The 21,900-nt window shown below is 46.7% G+C and carries 14 protein-coding genes and 1 tRNA gene; 7 read left to right on the top strand and 8 right to left on the bottom strand.

Going from position 1 to position 21,900, the window contains the following annotated elements; translation table 11 throughout:
• Positions 1–212 precede the first annotated feature (212 nt).
• Entirely contained in the window at positions 213–800 is a 588-nt protein-coding gene (locus FRZ54_RS09950; RefSeq protein WP_147031463.1) for a hypothetical protein, read from the bottom strand.
• Between the two features lie 281 nt (positions 801–1,081).
• Here FRZ54_RS09950 and acs point away from each other — a divergent pair, with 281 nt between their 5' ends.
• Complete coding sequence (gene acs / locus FRZ54_RS09945) at positions 1,082–2,983, top strand: acetate--CoA ligase (RefSeq protein WP_147031462.1); 1,902 nt, start codon at positions 1,082–1,084, stop codon at positions 2,981–2,983.
• An 87-nt stretch (positions 2,984–3,070) separates the two neighbouring features.
• Here acs and FRZ54_RS09940 read toward each other — a convergent pair whose 3' ends face one another.
• On the bottom strand, positions 3,071–3,313 hold the full coding sequence (locus FRZ54_RS09940) for a hypothetical protein (protein ID WP_147031461.1): 243 nt from the start codon (positions 3,311–3,313) through the stop codon (positions 3,071–3,073).
• Between the two features lie 291 nt (positions 3,314–3,604).
• On the opposite strand from FRZ54_RS09940, the gene FRZ54_RS09935 reads away from it, so the two are divergent.
• From FRZ54_RS09935 to lpxB, 4 genes are all read left to right on the top strand, one after another.
• Positions 3,605–3,790 carry a CsbD family protein gene (locus FRZ54_RS09935; protein WP_147031460.1) on the top strand — a complete coding sequence of 62 codons (186 nt, stop codon included), beginning with the start codon at positions 3,605–3,607 and terminating at the stop codon, positions 3,788–3,790.
• Between the two features lie 97 nt (positions 3,791–3,887).
• Positions 3,888–5,042 (top strand): acyltransferase family protein, encoded by a 1,155-nt coding sequence (locus FRZ54_RS09930; RefSeq protein WP_147031459.1) that lies wholly within the window; start codon positions 3,888–3,890, stop codon positions 5,040–5,042.
• A 56-nt stretch (positions 5,043–5,098) separates the two neighbouring features.
• Complete coding sequence (gene surE, locus FRZ54_RS09925; protein ID WP_147031458.1) at positions 5,099–5,872, top strand: 5'/3'-nucleotidase SurE; 774 nt, start codon at positions 5,099–5,101, stop codon at positions 5,870–5,872.
• A gap of 5 nt (positions 5,873–5,877) precedes the next feature.
• Positions 5,878–6,990, top strand: a complete 1,113-nt coding sequence (gene lpxB / locus FRZ54_RS09920) for a lipid-A-disaccharide synthase (RefSeq protein ID WP_147031457.1) — start codon at positions 5,878–5,880, stop codon at positions 6,988–6,990.
• Positions 6,991–7,269: 279 nt separating this feature from the next.
• Here the strand turns inward: lpxB and FRZ54_RS09915 are convergent, their stop codons facing one another.
• The 5 genes from FRZ54_RS09915 to FRZ54_RS09895 form a co-directional block, all read right to left on the bottom strand.
• Positions 7,270–7,452, bottom strand: a complete 183-nt coding sequence (locus tag FRZ54_RS09915; protein ID WP_147031456.1) for a hypothetical protein — start codon at positions 7,450–7,452, stop codon at positions 7,270–7,272.
• 203 nt (positions 7,453–7,655) lie between these two features.
• The gene (locus FRZ54_RS09910; protein WP_228462676.1) at positions 7,656–8,858 is read right to left on the bottom strand and encodes an MFS transporter; all 1,203 of its coding nucleotides are present in this window, start codon (positions 8,856–8,858) and stop codon (positions 7,656–7,658) included.
• A gap of 701 nt (positions 8,859–9,559) precedes the next feature.
• On the bottom strand, positions 9,560–15,646 hold the full coding sequence (locus FRZ54_RS09905; RefSeq protein ID WP_147031455.1) for an Ig-like domain-containing protein: 6,087 nt from the start codon (positions 15,644–15,646) through the stop codon (positions 9,560–9,562).
• A gap of 246 nt (positions 15,647–15,892) precedes the next feature.
• Positions 15,893–16,363, bottom strand: a complete 471-nt coding sequence (locus FRZ54_RS09900; RefSeq protein WP_147031454.1) for an OmpA family protein — start codon at positions 16,361–16,363, stop codon at positions 15,893–15,895.
• A gap of 48 nt (positions 16,364–16,411) precedes the next feature.
• Positions 16,412–17,932 (bottom strand): hypothetical protein, encoded by a 1,521-nt coding sequence (locus FRZ54_RS09895; protein ID WP_147031453.1) that lies wholly within the window; start codon positions 17,930–17,932, stop codon positions 16,412–16,414.
• Between the two features lie 180 nt (positions 17,933–18,112).
• Between FRZ54_RS09895 and FRZ54_RS09890 the strand changes: the two genes are divergently transcribed.
• Positions 18,113–18,186 (top strand) — tRNA-Ala (locus tag FRZ54_RS09890).
• Positions 18,187–18,251: 65 nt separating this feature from the next.
• On the opposite strand, the gene pstS is transcribed toward FRZ54_RS09890, so the two are convergent.
• Positions 18,252–19,358 (bottom strand): phosphate ABC transporter substrate-binding protein PstS, encoded by a 1,107-nt coding sequence (gene pstS, locus FRZ54_RS09885; protein ID WP_147031452.1) that lies wholly within the window; start codon positions 19,356–19,358, stop codon positions 18,252–18,254.
• A gap of 284 nt (positions 19,359–19,642) precedes the next feature.
• On the opposite strand from pstS, the gene FRZ54_RS09880 reads away from it, so the two are divergent.
• On the top strand, positions 19,643–21,898 hold the full coding sequence (locus tag FRZ54_RS09880; RefSeq protein WP_147031451.1) for a bifunctional alpha,alpha-trehalose-phosphate synthase (UDP-forming)/trehalose-phosphatase: 2,256 nt from the start codon (positions 19,643–19,645) through the stop codon (positions 21,896–21,898).
• Positions 21,899–21,900: the final 2 nt, after the last annotated feature.

Raw genomic sequence — 21,900 nt, 5'->3', positions numbered from 1 at the left:
CTGATTCAGACTGTTTTGGGCGTGCCCCACTATCCAGAGGGTCGGGCTATCCATTCATACGCCTGCAGGCATTAAGCGCGGGCCGGTATCCATTGCTATCCCTCACGCAATTTGAACACGATTTACCGGATTGAATAGATTAACACGATTTGTACGCCCTGATCTCGCCCATCTTATAAATTTCTTCAACTGTGTTCAGACAATTGCCGCCATTAATAATAAGTAATTTTGCGGATTACAACGGGCTCGGGTATTTCCTGGCGTGGGGGGCCAAAATCCTTTACATCGCCAACCCTCCTTAACCAGTTGCCTTTTGCATCGAAAGCCGTATAGTGATAACTTGTTTGGGTCGTGGGCTTCTTATCATCGCCATAAAAATATTCCTCTCCTATCAAAAGGTGATTACCATTATACCTATATAATATGCGGTACCTATGCTCTTGCTCAAAATAATAATCCTCTTGTATCCGGTTTCCTGAAGCATCATATTTATAAAAGAATTTGTCCTGCATCACCTCATTGTCTGAATTTAATTTCAACATTTTGGTATCCACGGTTTCTTGCACAATACGACCACTGGTATCGTATTTATAGGTAAAAGGGAACAACCTTTGATCATTTTTTATCGCCAATTCTAATTTTTTACCGTTTTTATCATACCTGTATTCGTATTTGGCCGAACAGCCGCAACCGCCTGTCTTTTTCGATTGGGTTGGATTACCACGAATATCAAAATCAGTAATATCCGTTTCTAATCCGTTTTCTTTGCTTTCACGGTACGTTTCCTGCAGTTGCTTCACCTTACTGTGCAAGACCTCGAAATGGCCATCATAGCTTGTAGTAATTTCAGCTTTGGGGACTTGATGGCATGATTGTAGAGCAATACATGCTGCTATTGTAAATATTAGGTTCTTGATCGACATGATAAGAAAGGCATTCCTAAAGATATAAATTAATATACCTTTTAAGTAGATTTTTGCTATTTTTCACCCACCAATTTTACTTGACAATATTCTGCAGGGCTTAATGAGGCGATCAGGCATTAAGTAACCCTAACATTTTACCAATTATAACCACGATCATGAAAATTACTTCGTTCGACGAGTACCAAAAAGCCTACAAAAGAAGCGTTGACAGCCCCGAGGAATTCTGGGCCGATATTGCCGGCAATTTTCAATGGCGCAAGCCCTGGATAAAAACGCTGGAATGGAATTTTACCGAACCGAACGTTAAATGGTTCATCGGCGGCAAACTGAATATCACCGAGAACTGCCTCGACCGTCACCTGGACAAACTGGGCGATAAACCGGCCATCATCTGGGAGCCGAACGATCCGAGCGAGGACCATCGCATACTTACCTATAAGCAACTGCACGAAAAAGTTTGCCAGTTTGCTAACGTACTGAAAAATAACGGCGCCAAAAAAGGCGACCGTATTTGTATATATATGCCCATGGTGCCCGAACTGGCCATTGCCGTTTTGGCCTGCGCCCGTATAGGCGCTGTACATTCGGTAGTGTTCGGCGGCTTTTCGGCACAGTCCATTGCCGACCGTATCCAGGATGCGCAATGCAATATCGTGATCACGGCCGACGGCGGTTTCCGCGGCACAAAAGAGATACCGCTGAAAAACGTTATCGACGACGCACTGGTTCAATGCCCGTCAGTAAAAAAAGTAATTGTTTTAACCCGTAGTCGCACGCCCATCTCCATGCTCAAGGGCCGCGACCTGTGGTGGGAGGATGAGATTAAAAAAGTGGAAACCCAGGGCAATACTACCTGCCCCGCCGAAGAAATGGACGCCGAGGATATGCTGTTCATCCTGTACACTTCCGGCTCCACGGGCAAACCCAAAGGCGTGGTGCATACCTGCGGCGGTTATATGGTTTACGCGGGATATACTTTTGCCAATGTGTTCCAGTATAATCCCGGAGAGGTATATTTCTGTACCGCCGATATAGGCTGGATAACCGGTCACTCCTATATCGTATACGGACCACTTTCGCAGGGCGCCACTACATTTATGTTCGAAGGGATACCTACCTGGCCAAACCCGGGCCGGTTTTGGGAAATTGTGGAAGAATACAAAGTAAACATACTATACACCGCTCCTACCGCCATCCGCTCGCTCATGAGCTTTGGCACCGATGTGTTAAAGGATAAGGACCTGAGCTCACTTAAAAAACTTGGTTCCGTAGGCGAACCAATAAACGAGGAAGCCTGGCATTGGTTCGATGAGAATGTGGGCCACAAAAACTGCCCTATAGTGGATACCTGGTGGCAAACTGAAACCGGCGGTATCATGATATCGCCCATCGCAGGGGTTACTAAAACCAAGCCTACTTTCGCTACGCTGCCGCTTCCTGGAGTTCAGCCCGTGCTCGTGGATGAACATGGCAACGAGGTGGAAGGCAATGGCGTAAGCGGATTTTTGTGTATCAAATTCCCATGGCCCGGTATGCTGCGCACCACTTATGGCGACCATGAGCGCTGCCGCCAAACCTACTTCTCAGCTTACAAAGGCAAATACTTTACAGGCGACGGATGCCTGCGCGACGAGGATGGTTACTATCGCATCACCGGGCGTGTGGATGACGTGCTGAACGTATCCGGTCACCGTATAGGTACTGCCGAAGTGGAAAATGCAATCAACATGCACGCCAGCGTGGTTGAGTCGGCGGTGGTCGGCTACCCTCACGACATTAAAGGGCAGGGCGTTTACGCCTTCGTAGTTAGCCCCAACAAGCACGGCGACGAGGATCTTACACGTAAGGATATCCTGGTAACGGTTACACGCATCATCGGCGCCATAGCCAAACCGGATAAGATCCAGTTCGTATCGGGTTTGCCAAAAACACGCTCGGGTAAGATCATGCGTCGTATCCTCCGCAAAATTGCGGAAGGCGACACCTCTAATTTAGGCGATACCTCTACACTGCTCGACCCTGCAATTGTCGAGGAAATCAAGGCGGGAGCGCTTTGAGAGTCAAGAATCAAGAGCCAGGAATCAAGATATTGGCATCTTATGTCCTGGTTCTTTATACAATATTGTTTCGACTGTTGAAGGGAATCATTCGTTTGCGTGTCGATTCTTCCATTTCATCACCTTGTAGCCAGTTGCAATAGAATCCTTATTAAAACCTATTGCGAGGTAAGTCCCGGATTTGGGGTCAAGATATCCGTAATCGACAACAATGTCGTAAATTATACTGTCACCCTTGTCTTGATAATTTTCTGGCTCACCTAATGAGTCGATTACCTGTTTATAAGCCAGACCTTTAATTTGATGATGCTTAATCAAATCGATCAACATTTGTTGTCGATATGGGTATGATCGCAAATCGCCTACGGAATCCCATTTTGATTTGTCAAATTTTATATCGTTAACCGATGTCGTATAATTACAACTGACGATGAGCACGCAAAACGGCAATAGAACACTCAAAGTGAGAAATGGCCTAAGGTTCATAAGTTTTGTTCTAAAATATGTAATTATCTTCAATCATTCGCAATTAATCATCTTGATTCTTGGCTCTTGAATCTTGATTCTAAAAAACCAAATGATATTGCAGGTGTTCTCTAAATACATCTAACAAATAACATCATGGATAAATTACAATTAAAAGGCGCCTGGAACGAGACGAAGGGCAAGATCAAACAAGCCTACGGCGACCTGACTGATGACGACTTAGTACGCGAAGAAGGAAAAGACGACGAATTACTGGGCAAACTCCAGAAAAAGACCGGCAAAGGTCGAGACGAATTGGTCAAATGGATCAATAGCTTATAGCACACAGAGCCCCCGGAAATCCCCGGGGGCTTTTTTTGCGCGTGCAACTTTATAGCTATATTGGTGTCTGTTTGATTAGCATTATTCAACAGCCCTTATGTCATCGATAGCCCCATCAGCAACAACCGGAAAGCCAGGGAATAAGATAGTCTATATCGATCACCTGAAAGTGATATTAACTGTGCTGGTTATTCTTCACCATACCTTTATTACTTACGGTGCTCCCGGTGGCTGGTATTATTTTCAGAAGACAACCAATGAGATCATCAAAATACCGATGACCCTATTTGTCGCTGTTAATCAGTCTTTCTTCATGGGGTTTTTCTTTTTCCTGTCGGCTCTGTTTGTTCCATCTTCATATAATAAAAAAGGTCCTGCAAAATTCATTAAAGACAGGGTAATAAGGTTAGGGGTTCCGCTGATATTTTATTCATTCATTCTCGGCCCTGCAATGAATTATTTGGTCTATTACTTCGGCTATGGTCATCATATCACTTTCATACAGTACCTGCGCGGTTACGATGACTGGATCGACTTCGGCGTACTCTGGTTCGCCGCGGCATTACTGTTGTTCACCTTATTGTATGTAGCCTGGCGGTCGGTCGTTCCAGCGTCGGGCCCTAAACCGCCAACCGGTCTTTCATTTGGGAAGATCATACTCTTCGCAGCCGGGCTGGGTGCTATCAGCTTCCTGGTGCGCCTCATTTTTCCGATTGGATGGATATTGAAACCTGTCGGTTTCCAGTTGGGGCATTTTACGCAATATATTATGTTATTTATTGCCGGGACATGGGCGTCTAAATACAATTGGCTGGCGGGCATCACTAACAAGCAAGGCAGGAAAGGTGTCTGGATTGCTATGTTGCTGGTCGTTATCGTCTTCCCGTTATTTTATATGCTGTTGGAGACTATAAAGTTTCCTTCAAGCTATTTTAGCGGGGGCCTTCACTGGCCCGCTTTAATGTACGCCTTGTGGGAACAGCTAACCGGGCTGGCCATCATAACGGCCCTAATAGCCTACGGCAAAAGATCATTAAACGGCGCTTCCGCAAACTGGGGCAAACTATCGCGCAGTACTTTTGCGGTTTACATATTCCATCCGCTCGTTGTCATTTCGTTAACCATTGCATTTCGCAACATTAATGTCGAACCGGCCCTGAAGCTCTTGTTTGTGGCACCGTTAGCGGTAACAGGTAGTTTTTTATTGGGAAGGATAATCGTAGCGATACCAGGTGTAAATAAAATCATTTAGATTTCTTTATTACCTAAACCGTGGGAGCATAAAGCTATTATAGCTATTTTTGCCGCATGAGCACCTCCCACCCCACCATATTGGTTGTAAACGACGACGGCATTACCGCTCCCGGCATCAAAGCGCTTATGCACGCTATGAAGGAATTAGGCAAAGTGGTGGTGGTGGCTCCTGATAGCCCGCAATCGGGTATGGGGCATGCCATCACCATTGGCAGCCCGCTTCGGCTGGACAAAATGGAATTGTACGACGACATCGAAAGCTATAGCTGCTCGGGCACTCCGGTAGATTGTGTAAAGCTGGCCGTAACTAAAATATTCAAAGGTAAAAAGCCCGACCTGTGTGTTTCCGGCATCAATCATGGATTGAACAATTCGATCAATATACTTTACTCCGGCACCATGTCGGCGGCGGTTGAGGGTGCAATCGAGAGCATTCCATCCATTGGTTTCTCTTTGGATGATTATACCCTGCAGGCCGATTTCAGCCATTGTATCAAATTCGTAAAAGAAATCGCGGAGCAGGTTTTACAAAACGGCTTGCCGTCAGCTACATTGCTTAACGTTAACTTTCCGAATACGCATCACATCAAAGGCATCAAAATATGCCGCCAGGCCAATGCCAAATGGGCGGAGGAATTTGATGAACGCCACGACCCCTACAAACGGCCCTATTACTGGCTCACCGGGGTATTCCAGGTGAATGATAAGGGTGAAGACACCGATGTTTGGGCATTGGAAAACCATTATGCCTCGGTGGTTCCGGTGCAGTTTGATATGACTGCTCACCACGCCATCCCATTGCTGAATAACTGGAAGTTCAATACCTGACCGCTATGAAATACTATCTCGTAGCCGGCGAAGCATCTGGTGACCTGCACGGCGCCAACCTGATGAAAGCTTTAAAGGAAAAAGACCCTAAGGCCGAATTTCGTTTTTACGGGGGTGATAAAATGCTGGCCGAGGGTGGCGAATTAGTAAAACATTATGCCGAGATGGCCTTTATGGGCTTTATCGAGGTCGTTATGAACCTGCGTGCCATATCCAAAAACCTCGCGGCCTGTAAACATGATATCGATAGCTGGCAGCCGGATGTTTTGGTGCTGATTGATTTCCCAGGGTTTAATCTTCGTATCGCTGAGTTTGCCAAATCGAAAGATATCCTGGTATGTTATTATATATCCCCCAAGGTTTGGGCCTGGAACCAGAAACGGGTATTGAAGATCAAACGCATTGTCGATCACTTGTTTTGCATCCTGCCTTTCGAGGTTGATTTTTACAAGGGTTGGGGAATGGAGGTTGATTACGTAGGGAACCCGTTGTTGGATGCTATAGCTGAGTTTAAGCCCGATAGTGCATTTCGAAAAACGCATAACCTTACCGGTAAAAAGATAATAGCGCTGCTTCCCGGCAGCCGGAGGCAGGAGATAAACCGCTTACTACCCGATATGGTTGCCGTTGCCGAAAAATGGCCGGACTATGAATTTGTGATAGCCGGCGCGCCATCGTTCAATACCGATTATTACGACCGATATTTAAAAGACACGCAGCTTAGGCTTGTATTCGACGCGACTTACGACCTGCTGACCAATGCCCACGCCGCCATCGTAGCGTCAGGAACGGCCACCCTCGAAACCGCGCTGTTTGATATACCGCAGGTGGTGGTTTATAAAGGGGCGCCGGTATCTATTGCCATAGCACGCATGCTGGTTAAAATAAAATTCATTTCGCTGGTTAACCTAATCATGGACAAATTAGTCGTAAAGGAATTGATACAGCAGGACTGCAACCCGCAGCACATAAATTCAGAATTGGCTTTGATAGTTGAAGGTGGGCCGGGGAGGCTGCAAATACTGGCTGACTACAAGAACCTGCACAAAAAAATGGGTACACCCGGTGCGTCGGAACGAACGGCAGCGTTGATCATCAAATACGCCTCAAAAAAATAAAGCCGCGTTATACGCGGCCTTACCCCTCATAGTTTTTCAAAAGAATTTAATATGTAGATATATAGTGATCAGGCTACAGACAAGCGAACTTGCCCACGCGCCCGTGGATTGCTATGGATAAACTTTTCCTTTACTCCCCTCATGCTGTTCAAATCAGTCAGCAATAATGCTCTAAGCTCATTATCAAAGCGGTCTACCAGTTTGTTAGTCGAAGATTTTGTATGGCTTTTCATAAAATTGTCGTTTTTAGGTTGTTACAGTTTTTACCTATATACGTAATCAGTTCTGTTTAGGTTTATCTATATGATCTTTTTCCGTCAAATTATCTTTCCGCCGTTTCGCTTCCTCGTACTGTCTTAGGATCTGTTCTTTATCGCGACCATCTGAAGTTGCCTCAGGATTTTGCGGGTTTTCCCACTCCTGCTCACCGGTTTCGGTATTTTTCTTTTTTCCGATCATCATATCGATAAACCTGGATGGTATACTTCCAATTGAGTGCCAGAAAATGTGATACGGCTATCAGGCGGGTTTACTTTAGGATGCGAATTTTTGCAATTGATTGATAACGAAAATGAAAGATTAATTTTTATACCGTTTTAAAAAATGGTATCGTATTGCAAAACTTTAAAAAGTTGACCTGGTGGTTTTGGATAGTAGATAATTAACTATACACGTTGTCTTATCTGGTGTATAGTTTTCTGGTTAAGCAGGTGAAAAACGATAGCAATGGTTGACAACAATATCCCGACAACACAAACCCCTGTCCATTTATACGCGTCCCAGGCAAAGCTAGTAATGTAAGTGCCCAGGCTGCCGCCAATAAAATAAGTTACCATATAAACGGTGTTAATACGATTACGGGCCTCGGGCTTCAGAGAAAAAATAAGTGACTGGTTAGAAATATGAGTGGCCTGCACACCCATATCAAGCACGATGACACCGATGATGAGGCCGACGAAACTATAACCTGAAAAAATAAAGATGACGAAAGAAACAATAATAAGAAATAATGTAACAGTGGATAACTTATAGGCGTCCATTCTATCGCTCAGCCTGCCCATAACCCCGGCTGCAAGGGCGCCGGCAGCGCCAAAAAGCCCGAACAAACCTGTTATGTCGCTGCCTTTGCCGAAATTATCGTGCATCAATGCGGCTAACGAAGTCCAGAAAGCCATGAAGCAGGCAAAGCACAATGCACCCCGTAGTGCAGCGATACGGAGCGCGGGTTCTTCCCTGATCAGCGTGATCAGCGAACTCATTAAAGCCCCATATTTCCCCTTGTATTCGGGCTCAACCTCGGGCAGCATAAAAAACAGCATTATCCAGATAACCACCATTACGCCGGCTGCAATATAGAACATGGCCTCCCACCCGAAATATTTCCCTACTATTCCGCTAAGGGTCCGCGACAACAGGATGCCGATCAGCAAACCGCTCATTACAAAACCTATCTTCCTGCCACGTTCGGCGGGTTTGGCAAGGTGAGCGGTCATCGGCACCAGTAACTGCGGAACCAATGAAAATACGCCCACCAGGAAACTTGCAAGTATAAGCATATTAACATTTGGTGCTATCGCCGCACCCAACAAAGCGACTATAGCCAGCGACAGGCAAAGCATGATCAAACGTTTACGCCTGATCATATCCGCCAGCGGCGCCAGGAATAACATGCCAGCTGCATATCCCAGTTGGGTTACCGTTGCAACCTCTTCTATTTTTGATATGCTAACGTGGTACGACTTTGCCATCAGCACCAGCAAAGGCTGATTATAATAAAGATTCGCCACTATAAGGCCGGTCGCAATGGTCATTACCCATAAAAGGGAATTTGTTAGTTCGGGATGGACAGGCTTTGCAGAATGCGACATAACAGATAGTTGTATTTGGTCGCAAAAATGCGAAAAGCGCCTGGATTAAAACGTTGGGTTTAAGTAATATTTTAAGAACAAAATAACCGTAAAATACACTATAATAAGCCTATTTTTCAAACAATTACATAAACATTGCGGTTTTTATTAAAATTTAATCGAAAAGTGCACGTTTTGTCCCGAATTTCAAACGCAATCTTTCTATAATTAATATTTTTTCGGAAAATCAAGTAATAAAATTGGCAATTAATAGCAGTGAATTACGATTTAAATGGTTAAAATCAATTATTAATAAATAAATTAGTGTTTTATAAAGCAAATCACATTTATTTTATGCTATTTTTAAAAAAAATTATAAAAAACTATTGCTTTTTAGATTTTTTTTATACCTTTACATCATAAACGCCAGCGATTGGTGATTAAACAATCAAAAATTGAAAGTTTTATAATATATTGATTGTTTACTTATTGTAAATTCAATGTTAAATGTAGTTCTGTGAAATGGTGACAAAAAAATTACAAATGTAGATTCTACATTTTAATAAATAGTGTTACCTTTACACCAGAAAATTTTTAGATAGTCTTCTCATAATTTAGGTTTATAATTGGTTAGTAAAGGCCCCTGCCCATCAGGGGCTTTACTGTTTTTATAAGGTTTGTATAACCTGTAATTTCCAAAAAAAACAATGATCAATTAAGGATCAACGCACTACCGTTACGTAGCCTGATATGGTGTGCAGGCCCGAGAATTTGGGATCGATGATATAGTAATATACGCCGTAAGGCACCTGCTGATTCTTGAAAGTACCGTCCCAGGCCGTCCCATATCCTATCGAGTGGAACACCTTTTGGCCATAGCGGTCAAATACATCCACGCTCGCCTGCTGATAAGCAACTAATCCCTGTATGTTCCATTGGTCATTTATCCCGTCACCATTCGGCGTGAAAGTATTCGGGATAACGATCTCAGGCGATACAACGATGTTTACAAAATCCTGGGCAACGCATCCGCGCGAATCCGTTACTACCAGTAAATAGGAACGATCAACACTTCCTGTTACAACAGGGTTCTTCACAGTCGTGCTGCTTATATCGATATCAGGTGACCAGGAATAAGTCACGTTTTCATCGCTTACCGTGGGATTGAGCGTGACCGTATGACCTTTCAACACGTACACCGTACCGCCTGCATTTACCGTAGGCGGCGGCAATATCTGGATCGTCAATTTATCTGACGGAACATAACACTGCCCCGGCGCATTTGCCGTAAGGGTAAGTACTACTGACCCGGCGGCGATATCAGCGGCGCTTGGAATGTAGGTGGCATTTAGCTGCGACGCCGACGGGTTAAATGTTCCCGTTCCCGAGCTGGTCCACACGCCGCCGCCAGGTATGGTTATCTGGCCGTTTAGGGCCGCTCCGCCCTGTGAACAGATGCTTTGATTGGGCCCGGCCGTTACAGCGGTCAGCAACTGGAACCTGACCGTCATTGACGACGTAGATATGGCGCACCCATCGGTACTATTAGTGGCTAATGTAAGTGTCACCGAGCCAGCCTGAACATCCTGTGCCGAAGCCACATAAGTACCATCCAGCACATTCGGCCCTGCCGGAAATGTGCCCGTTCCGCTGGTCGACCACACACCCGTCGTTATAGTGCCGCCGGTAACGGCTCCGTGCAATTGAACGGTTGCATTTACCGGGCAAAGGGTTTGGTCGGGTCCCGCATCCGCGGTTGAAGGCTGATCGACAACCACATTTACGCTGCCCGATGGACTTACACAGCCATTAACCGTTATATAGAGCGTATATACGCCGGCAGCTGCCATTGTTACGTTTGATATAGTAGGATTTTGCCGGTTCGAACTAAATCCATTCGGACCGGTCCAGGTATAAGTCGCGTTGACCACAGGATCGGTACGCAAACCCAGCGAGCCGTTAACACAAAGCGGAGAATTTGCAGTCGCCACGGGCGTCGCCGGCGTGGGGTTTACTGTGACCGTATAATTAAAAGGCAAGCCGGCGCAGCCGTTGTTTATCGGCGTGATGGAGTAGATCACATCTACAGGCGCCGCGCCAGGGTTAATTAATGTCTCCGTAATTGTCGATGTTGTTTGCCCTGACACCGCGGGATTGCTTATGCCCGATACGGCGGCCCGGCTCCAGCTAAAAGTTGCAGTAGGAAAATCAGATGTTATGGTATAATTCTGTGCGGTGCCATTGCATATCGCACCTGTTGCAGCACTGGTAACAACAGGCGATTTGAAGGTGATGGTCATTGAAGACACCGAAACATTACAGTCGTCCTTACTGGTGGATGCAAGCGTAAGTTTTACTGAACCTGCCGCCACGTCGGCAGCCGAGGGCAGGTACAAAGCGTTCAGCACATTCGGCGCGGGCGAGAATGTACCCGTCCCGGCTGTTGACCAGATACCGGTGGTAGTACCGCCTGTTACCGAACCGGCAAGTTGCGCCGAAGCTGCCGTTGTACAAATGGTTTGATCGGGGCCCGCATCGGCCACAGGTGGCGGATTGATCACCACCGGCGCAGTATTAACGGTTACACTATTACAGCCGTTCACGGTGATAAATAAGCTATATACGCCTGCGTTGGCAGCGGTAGCATTCGGAATGGTCGGATTTTGCAGGTTCGAGGAAAACCCATTTGGGCCCGACCAGTTATAGGTTGCCTTGGATACTATGGGGCTTTGCAGGTTAATTGTGCTGCCTATGCAAATTGGCGAATTGACATTTGCTACCGGCACAGGTACTCCCGGGTTTACAGTTACCGTATATTTAAACTGGGTACCCGGGCAACCGTTGGCCATGGGTACGATCAGGTAAATAACTTTTACCGGCGCGTTAGTGGTATTGATCAAAGCCTCGGTGATGGAGGATGAGGTTTGCCCAGAAACAGCGGGGTTACTTATACCGGCAACTGCCGCACGCCCCCAGCTATAGGTTGCCGTTGGTACATTTGATGTGATATTATACGACTGCGGGTCGCCGCTGCAGGCTATGTCGGCAGCAGAGCTGGTAACCACAACGGATGGATTGACTGTAACGGTAAGGTTAAACGTCAATCCGGTACAACCGCCCGACGAATAGGTGATAACATATATCACATCGACCGGCTGATCGGTTGTATTAAATAAACTCTCGCGTATGGTGGTCGCTCTTTGGCCCGAAATAGCCGCATTACTTATTCCAGGCACAACCGCACGGCTCCAGCTAAAGCTTACGCCGGGTGAGTTGAATGTAATATCATAATTTATAGCAGTCTCGTCGCAAACAGCGACAGCGGAGGCGCTGGTAACAACCGGGGCCGGGTTTACGGTAACCACGTAATTGAACGGGGTACCAGGGCAGCCGTTTGCATCGGGTGTTATCACATATGTTACGTTTACCGGGCTGGTGCTTGTATTGATAAGCGTTTCTGTTATATCAGTACTTGTCTGCCCGGAAACAGCCGGGTTGCTGATATTGGCGACTGCGGCCCGGCTCCAGGTAAATGTAGTCCCCGGCACGTTAGATGTAATGGTATAGTTGAGCGCCGAGCCACTGCACACGCTACCGGCGGATGCGCTGTTCACAACCGGTACCGGGTTAATACCAACATCTACTTTTAGCCTGGCGCTTGTGCACGTACCAACCGCCTCAACGTAAAAACTTGCGGGTACCGTAAGGGGCGTGGTTGTATAAGTGGCACCGGCCGACAGAAGATTTCCTCCGGTTGCAGCATCGTACCAGCGATAACTCCCGGTCGATCCGCTTGCAGTGAGGGTGGCCTGTGTTCCCGAACAAACATTTGTGCCGGCTGCCGTAGGAACAGCAGGCGCCGCATTAATGGTTACCGTAACTGCCGACCTGGTGCTGGTCGCTCCGTTCAAGGTAGTTTGCACATAATAAGTTGTATTAGAAACAAGCGCAGGCGTCTGGAATGATGACCCCGTAAACAACAGGGTGCCGCCTGTTAGGGCGTCATACCAGGCGTAAGTACCTCCGGGCGCTGTTGGTGTAAGCGTTGCTACATCGCCCGAGCAAATATTTGTACCTGTAATGGTTGGCGCGGCCGGCTGTGGCCTTATGGTGATGACCATCTGGTCTGTTTTCGGGCCGCAGGAGCCAGGCGGATCTGCCGACGTAAGCGTAAGCGTAACCGTTGTCTCGCCGGGCGCAGGGCTGTAAACAGCGTTGAGTTGGTTCGGATTTGAAAAAGAGCCTGCCCCGCCTGACCATGTTCCTGTGGATGCCCCTCCTGATACACTGCCCGCTAAAGTTACCGGTGTACCAAAGGGCACCACCTGGTTAGGGCCGGCGGAAACGACTGCGGTCGGGTCGACCGTTACAGGCAAAGTAAATGAAGTTGCCGGGCATGTTCCGCTTGCGGGTATCGTATTGGTGATATTGTGCACGCCCGGTGTGGAAGCGGCAATATTTATCTCGCCGGTTGTGTTATTCAAAAATACGATGCCGCCTGACGAACTAAACACACCGGCGCTTGCTCCCACCGGAAAGATCGGGAAAGCAGTACCTGAATTCTGGCATAGCGTACCATACGAAAATTGGGCGTTCGGAGAACTGGTTATCGTTACGTCGGCCGTGGTGGTTGTCGGGCAGGTACCACCGCCAAAGAACGAGATCGTATATGTTCCTGAAGCGCTTGCGGCAAGATTGATCTGGCCGGTTACTGTACTTACAAATACAAGTCCGGCAGGCGATGCACTAAAAACACCCCCGGCTGGATTGTTGATGGTTGGCGACGGATTAACCCCGGTTTTACAAAACGTGCCCGAGGAGTATTTAAACTGCGGGCTGGGGATTGTTATCATGGATACCGTAACTGATGCTCTCGGGCTAACGCAGGTTCCCACGGCCTGCTCAATATAATAAGTAGTGTTCCTGTTGAGCGCGGGCGTAGTAAAACTATTGCCCGTAGCAAGCAAATTGCCCCCTACTGCGGCGTCATACCAGGAAACTGTACCGGTAGCAGTGGCAGTCAATGTTGTACTTGAGCCCGGGCAAATTGACGCACCGCCGGCAGATGGCGCGGCGGGCGGCGGCGTTACCGTTGCTGTAACCGCTGTGCGTGTGCTTGAACACCCATTAGCCGATACGCTTTCAACGTAATAGGTAGTAGTAGAAACAAGCGGCGGTGTAACATAAGCAGAACCGGTTACCAGCAGGTTTCCGCCGGTGGCGGCGTCGTACCAGGCATAGTTTCCGCTCGGCGCTGTCACGGCTAATGAAGCTACATCGCCCGAACATACAGTTACGCCGGGCGCCGTCGGCGCTGCCGGGGTTGGTAACATTGTTACGGTAACGGGCGTACGTGTACTTGTACAACCGTTGACCGTTGTTTCTACATAATAGGTGGTATTTGCGTTAAGTACAGGCGTAGTAAAAGTGGCATTATTTGATAATGAGCTGCCACCTGTCGGAATACTGTACCAGGCGTAGGACCCGGTGGACCCGCTGGCCGTTAGTGTCGCGGTGTTGCCCGGGCATATTACTATACCCGATGCGGATGGTGGCTGCGGAGCAGGCGTTATATTAACGGTTACCGGCACGCGTCCGCTGGTACAACCTCCGTTTGATGCGGCAACATAATAAGTTGCCGGGTTGGTTAAAACAGGGGTAGTATAAGAAGTACCCGTGGCCAGCAGGGTGCCGCCTACAGCGGCGCTATACCAGTTATAGGTTCCGCCCGGACCGGTTGGTGTTAGTACGGCACTCGTACCCGAGCAGGTAGTAACATCGGCGATGGTAGGGTTTGATGGTACCGGGTTTACTACAACCGTAACGGGGGTACGCGGGCTTGTACAGGTATTTAAAGTTGTTTGTACGTAGTAGGTAGTGGTGGTATTAAGCACAGGAGTAGTAAAATCCGGGCTTGATATCAGCGATGTACCGCCTGTAGGCACATCGAACCAGTCGATAATACCTGATGAAACGCTTGCATGCAGGCTTACTACATTACCTGCGCAAATTGTTGCACCCGATGCCGTAGGTGCCTGCGGTGGTGGTGTTACGGTGGCCCTTACCGGGATCGGCGAACTTACACAACCGGTTGGGCTTGTTACCACGACATAATAAGTAGTAGTGCTAACCAGCGGCGGCGTAGTGAAACTCGAACCTGTGCCAAGTACCGTCCCCCCTGCTGCGGATGCATACCACGCATACGTACCGCCGCCGCCGGCCACTAAGGTTGCGGGGTCGCCTGAGCAAACTGTCGCGCCAAGGGTGGGTGGCGTACTGGGCAAAGTAACATTTACGGCCGACCGCGAGCTTGTACAACCGTTTAAGGTGGTTTCAACATAAAATGTTGTAGGTGTGCTGATGGGTGGTGTAACATAAGTGGCCCCTGTTGCCAAAAAATTACCCCCGACAGCCGCATCATACCATTGGTACGTACCGCCCGGAGCGGTTGCGTTAAGGGTTGCCGCGCTATTAGGGCAAACTACTACATCCTTTACGGTTGGTGCATTAGGCGCCGTAGCGGATACAATAGAAATGCTTTGCTTTACGGCCTGGCACCCTGCTGTTTGATCTTTAACTGTTACCGTATATGTTCCGGGTTTATTAACACTTATCGAAGTAGTTGTTTCGCCTGTGCTCCAAACAAATGTATACGGGGCGGTCCCCGCGGAAGCCGATGCCGTAAGCACGACACTACTGCCAGAACAGATTGCCGGCCCTGATGAAGATATGCTCACTTTAAGCGTACACTGGCCATACCCGCGAATAGCTGCAAACATTAGCAGGAATACGAGTAAACTGTTCTTCATAGATGTCAATAGTCGTGCTATTATGAAATACAGGCAACCAGGCGGATAGAGTTGCCACAAATTTCGTTTAAAATTAAAAAAAAATCGGCAAATGAAATAAGAGCCGGAGGTTTTAACGAAATAGAGCCAAATTTGGTTGAGGTTTATTAACAATAATCAATCGCCAAAAAACGCTGCCTATCAATTTATTATACTAAAAACCCGCCTGCGCGGGTAATCATATACTTTATCGGAAAGGTAGCGCCTTTAAAGTGCAAACTTCATTTCTGCACGCCTGTTTTTCTGACGGCCTTCTGCGGTCTTATTAGAAGCTATGGGATGAGTTTCGCCAAACTCGGTTGTGGCTATGCGGGTAGAGTCGCATCCCTTACTCACCAGGTAAGCCTTAACTGCTTTGGCCCTTCGTTCGGATAGTTTCCAATTGTATACATACGCGCCGACGTTGTCAGCATAGCCGCTTATTTTGATCGAAGCGTTGTTGTCGATCATCAGCTTTGCAACCTTGTCCAGTTCCGAAGTGCGGTTTTCGGGTACTCCTTCCTTGTCGAACCCGAATTCAATATTTTTTAGCTTCATCGCAGCGAGTGCCGTTGAAGATAATTTTGCCGGATAATAAGTTTTGTTTTTGATCGATCTGCCCGGATTTGCTGAAAATGCGAACAAGCCTGTCACCCCCGCGAGGATGAGCGCAAGGATAGTGTTGCGATGTACTCTCATAGCGTTAAATTTTAATTTTTATATACCAGTTATTTACAAAAACAAGTCCTAATCGATCTGCTTGACGGCAAACAGATCGTTTAATTTTTCGGCTAATGTTTGTGCATTTGCCCTGCGGGTCAGTCGGGCGTTGTATCGGTTGTTGCTAATTACCAAAACGGTCAGCGGTATTAATAATCCTGCGAATACTGCTATGGCGTAGACCCAAAACGGATCTTCCGCGACGTATTCGATATTGCTTTCGGGTTTATCCAGCACAACAAGCCCTGGCCTTGAGATCGCTGAATGCGCCTTTTGCTGGGTGTGTTGTACAGGAACAGGTGTGGTATGGATAGCAGCATATTGCCGCTTTTCCTTAGTTATCTCCGTGATAATATCATCAAGAGAATCTTTTTTTGCTTTCAAAAGACTGGGGTTGCCATGATGCTCAACAACAGCGTCCGGCGAATGTTGCTGGCGCAAAAAAGTAATATTATCTACTATTTCGCTTTGCAGGAACATCATCTTATTATCAAAAGTGTCCAGCCTGATCTTATTTTGTTCCGGATTTGCCAGAGCGCGCTGTTTCCGTAGTTGCATAGCGTTATATGCGGTAAGCTCTTTCTTCAATTCCATATCATAAATCTCATCTATATAAGGCACCTGCACAAACTGGTCAACAGGCTTTCGCATGTAAGGCATTATCGCCTTAAACACATCCATTTGTATAGCATCGTAGGCGTGCATTTGTTCGGAATCGATGACAGGTTTTTGCGCCTTTGGGGTCAGCAAGCCAACCTGGTGACGCAGGCGGGCTGCTTTTTCGCGCAGCATCGTTATGTTTTTAGCAATTTTTTCGGCATCTGCCCTTTGGACTTCGGGTGCATTCTTTTCCTTCTCTGGTTGCTCTATTTTTCCAGTTGCAGGTATACTATGTTTCGTGCCGCCATAAAGTTGTAATAATTTATTGACAAGTGCGGCGCTTTTCTTCGGCGTGCCCGAAGCTGCACTTACCGAAAGCACTTTAGCATCGTCTTCCGCTTTCACCTGGAGACTGTTGTAATACCGGTCGATCAACTCTACAGGGTCATGCAGGCGAAAAAGAAAAGAAGCATCCTGGTAAGCCGTGCCTTCACGATGCGTAACTTTGAACGTACCGTAGTACGTTTTCGCCGGCTTATTAAATTCCTCGTAAGCTATGGTATCGCCGTGCGTTAAGGTAAATGTATTGGGGCTTGCGGTTTTGAAAGTCAAAACTATATCATCGTCAATAGTATTGAATTGGCTGAAGACTATTTTTACGGGTAAGGAATCTCCGTTGATTTCGTGATCCTCATCCCGGGTGTTGTAATAACTTATCCTGTAACCTAACCGGTCAAGTGCTTTTTGCAGCAAAGGCTTGGATCTAATATCGTCGATGGCTTCGTCGGGCGAAATTCCGTTGAGTTCGATCTTTGCTGTTGCTTTATATTGCGGGCGGTGACCGCTTGTATAGCTGTAAGCAATAAAAAGAAACACCGGCAAACACAGGAACAGACCATACTTTTTTAGTACGGTTAAAGTTTTTTGACCAGCTGCCGAAGGGATCATAGGTTTTCCGGGGTTGAAATAACAATAATTTCTGTTTTAGTCAATTGCGAACTCTATTTACATATACGTTACAATCGCACCCACCGGATTGTTTACGGAATTAAAAAAATTAACCCGCACCGATTTGATACAATAAAATTTTCAAGCTAAAATCTTTTTATTAGTTTTGCCGTCCATTACGGGGGATTAGCTCAGCTGGCTAGAGCGTTTGCATGGCATGCAAGAGGTCATCGGTTCGACTCCGATATTCTCCACAAACAAAAAAGGCTTTTAGAGATCGTTCTAAAAGCCTTTTTTTAATTAGGTCCCGTCCTTTTTATTACAAGATGGGTTTTCCGTCATAAGTGGCTGATTTTAAAATATTTTCGGCTACTTTAACAGCGCTTTCCGAAAGCTTTGCATAGTTTAAAGGCTCACAGTCTTTTTGCCCTTCGTGGATGTTCCACCACAACAGGTCCAATAGTTCCTTAGCTTTTTGCTCCGAGCGGTTGTCATATTTTTGCTCCTTATAAATTAGCGCCCACGTAAAACTGCTTATCGGGTAGCCATCAGGATTGGTTGTGTTGGTTAGCGAAACTTTAGCGTCAGCAGGTAAGTTTATATTGCTTGAGGCAGTTATTGATGAAAGATCGGGTGTAATGAATTTACCCGACTGGTTTTGAACCTGGGCCACCGGCATCTTGTTCTGGATGGCATAAGCCAATTCAACATAGCCAATTGCACCAGGGGTTTGTTTAATTAAACCTGTTACACCTTCGTTCCCTTTGCCACCCAGGCCTGCCGGCCAGTTAACCGCGGTTGCTCTTCCCACTTTTTTATTCCATTCCTCGCTAACTTTCGACAGGTAATCGGTCCAGATGAAACTTGTTCCGCTGCCGTCAGAACGGTGAATGACCACAATCCTTAGGTCGGGCAATTTTGCATCCGGGTTTGCAGCGGCAATTTGCTTATCATTCCAGTTTGTGATCTTTCCGAGATAAATGGAAGCAATTACTTGCGGCGTTATTTTTAACGATTTGTTCAGTTCCGGAATATTATAAGTTATAACAGCGGCGCCTGAGGCCATTGGAATATGCAATACGGGAACACCTATCTTCTGGCTTTGTTCGTCATTCAACGGGGCATCGGAACCGCCAAAATCGACCGTCTTGTTTGTTAGCTGCAGTATACCGCCGCCAGAGCCGATAGACTGGTAATTTACCTTGATGTTATGCGACTTTTCATACTCGGCAAACATTTTTGAAAACAATGGGTAAACGAACGTGCTGCCTGCACCTAATAGTCCCGTAGACGAGCCATTACCGGCGGTTGAGGTACTGTCACTCTTTTGGCCGTTACCGCCATTGCCCCCGCACGAGGCAAAAAACAATACACTGCCGACGCTGCACAGGTAAAGTGCGCGAATTAAAAATTTTGACCTGGTCATAGTGTTTTTGATTAGATAAATGAAAATGGTTATTTGGAAGATGACACCAATCCCGGCATTTTTTGCCGGATCGCCGGCCACAAAGTTACCCACTTGCCCGGCCAAAAACAGCATTAAATTTAAAATTCGTATATTTGCAATAACCTGTTAAAAAACATTGCCGTTTTTTATTCTGTGCTGCCAGGCTTTTTCAAAGCCATCTTAAAGCATTTCTAATCGCTTTTTTTCTTTGAGCACCGGGTTTTAATCATTCTTGGTATTATTTTTCTTTTAGCTTATTTCTCATGATGAAAAAAAGACTATTTATTATTTCCAACCGGCTTCCCCTGACGATCGAGACCACAGACAATAACGTTACCATGCGGCAATCTTCCGGCGGACTGATCTCTGCGATAACTACTTATCTGAAAGGCAGCGGTAAAGAGTTTTTTTCGGAAAAGATATGGGCGGGCGTACCCGGCTGCACTGAAAAGATCTGGGATATTGCCAACAACGAACATTCGCCGGCAGATTATAATTACCTGCCGGTTTTTATGAAGAGCAAAATGTACGAGCTTTATTATAACGGATTTTCCAACTCGTTGCTTTGGCCGCTTTTCCACTACTTTCCCTCGTTTGCCGAATACCATTCGTCGTACTTTGATGCCTATATGGAAGCGAACAGGTCATTCGCAGATATCCTGTCCAAACAGGTACGCAACGAAGACTTTGTATGGATACATGATTACCACCTGCTGCCGCTGGCCGGCATGCTTCGTGAAAAATTCCCTAAGCTCACCATTGGCTTCTTTCTGCATATTCCTTTTCCATCGTATGAAATATTCAGGGTTATCCCAAAACAGTGGCAACGCGAGATATTAACAGGGATGCTGGGCGCCGACCTGATCGGCTTCCATACGGTCGATTATTCTTCTCATTTTCTATCGTGTGTTGAAATGGCCCTCAAAACCGGGCACGACGGCCAGCACATATCGTGGGAGAACAGGCAAATAAAGGTCGACGCTTTCCCGATAAGCATCGATTTCGACCTGTTCAATAATGCTTATGACAATACCAAGGTAGAAGCTATCCGCAAGACTTACCTTAAACTAAAGAAAGACAAAAAACTCCTGTTTTCGGTAGACAGGCTCGATTATACCAAAGGGCTTTACAACCGTTTGAAAGGTTTTAAAAAATTCCTGTTGGCTAACCCTGAATATCATGGTAAAGTGGTTTTTGCACTGGTTGTTGTACCCTCGCGCGATTCGATCAGGAAATACGCTGAAAGAAAAAAAATAATAGACGAATTCATTGGGAACCTAAACAGCACACTGGGCACCATAAATTGGCAGCCTATTATTTACCAGTACAATCACCTCGATTTTGAGCAGTTGATAGCCTTGTATACCACCTGCGACGTAGCGCTGATAACGCCGCTGCGCGATGGCATGAACCTTGTATCAAAAGAGTTTGTTGCGAGCAGGAAAGATAAGCAAGGGGTTTTGATATTGAGCGAGATGGCCGGCGCGGCAAGGGAATTGACCGAGGCATTACTGATAAATCCAAATGATACGGACGAAATAGCCGAAATGATAAAACAAGGATTTGAGATGGAAAAAAAAGAACAGGAAGAGCGAATAACAGCCATGCAGGAACGCATAAGCCGGTACGACGTTAATGCGTGGGCCGGAGATTTTTTGAGCCAGTTAAAGGAAGTGAAAGACGTTCAATTAGGATTCGAGATCAAATTCCTGGATAATTTTTCGAAAGCGCGGTTGCTCGAAAATTATTCGGCGGCGCAAAAACGATTGATATTACTGGATTACGACGGTACCCTTGTCCCTTTTTCAAAAGATCCGTTATCGGCTACGCCGGGCAACAAAGTGCTCGAGCTTTTGGACCTGCTTTCGCGCGAAGAGCAAAACACGGTTTACATTGTAAGCGGCAGGGACAGTGTGACCCTTGAAAAATGGCTCGGTCATTTGCCGGTGGGCCTTATTGCCGAACACGGGGCTAAGATCCGTCATCCAAATGGATCGTGGGAAAACGAAACAGCCGGCAATGAGAGTGATTGGATGGGACGGATAGAAAAGCAAATGGACAAATTTGTGTCCAAATGCCCGCATTCGTTCATCGAGAAAAAAGATTTTTCGATAGCCTGGCATTATCGCAACGCCGACCTGACGGAGGGCATGATACGGGCAAAAGAATTGTATGAAGAATTATTTAACGGCACCACACACCTGCCCCTCAACGTACTGAACGGCAATAAGGTAATAGAAGTACGGAACAAAGGCGTAAATAAGGGTGCGGCTATTGAAAAGCTCACCATGTCGTCATACGATTTTGTATTATGCATAGGCGACGACAAAACGGACGAGGATATGTTTGTGAAACTTGCCCGGATGACAGAGGCGTATACCATTAAAGTAGGCAACGAGGCCTCGTTTGCCAAGTACAACCTGCATTCGCCATACCTGGTGCACTCGTTGCTCGAATCTATGTCTATCATACCCAAAAAAGACTCGTGGGCGGCCGGCGAGATCAAATCGGCTCTCTGAGA

This window comes from Mucilaginibacter ginsenosidivorans, from assembly GCF_007971025.1.
GTDB classification, from domain to species: Bacteria; Bacteroidota; Bacteroidia; order Sphingobacteriales; family Sphingobacteriaceae; genus Mucilaginibacter; species Mucilaginibacter ginsenosidivorans.
The sequence above is the reverse complement of the archived record's forward strand: the minus strand, read 5'-3'. Positions and strand labels throughout refer to the sequence as shown.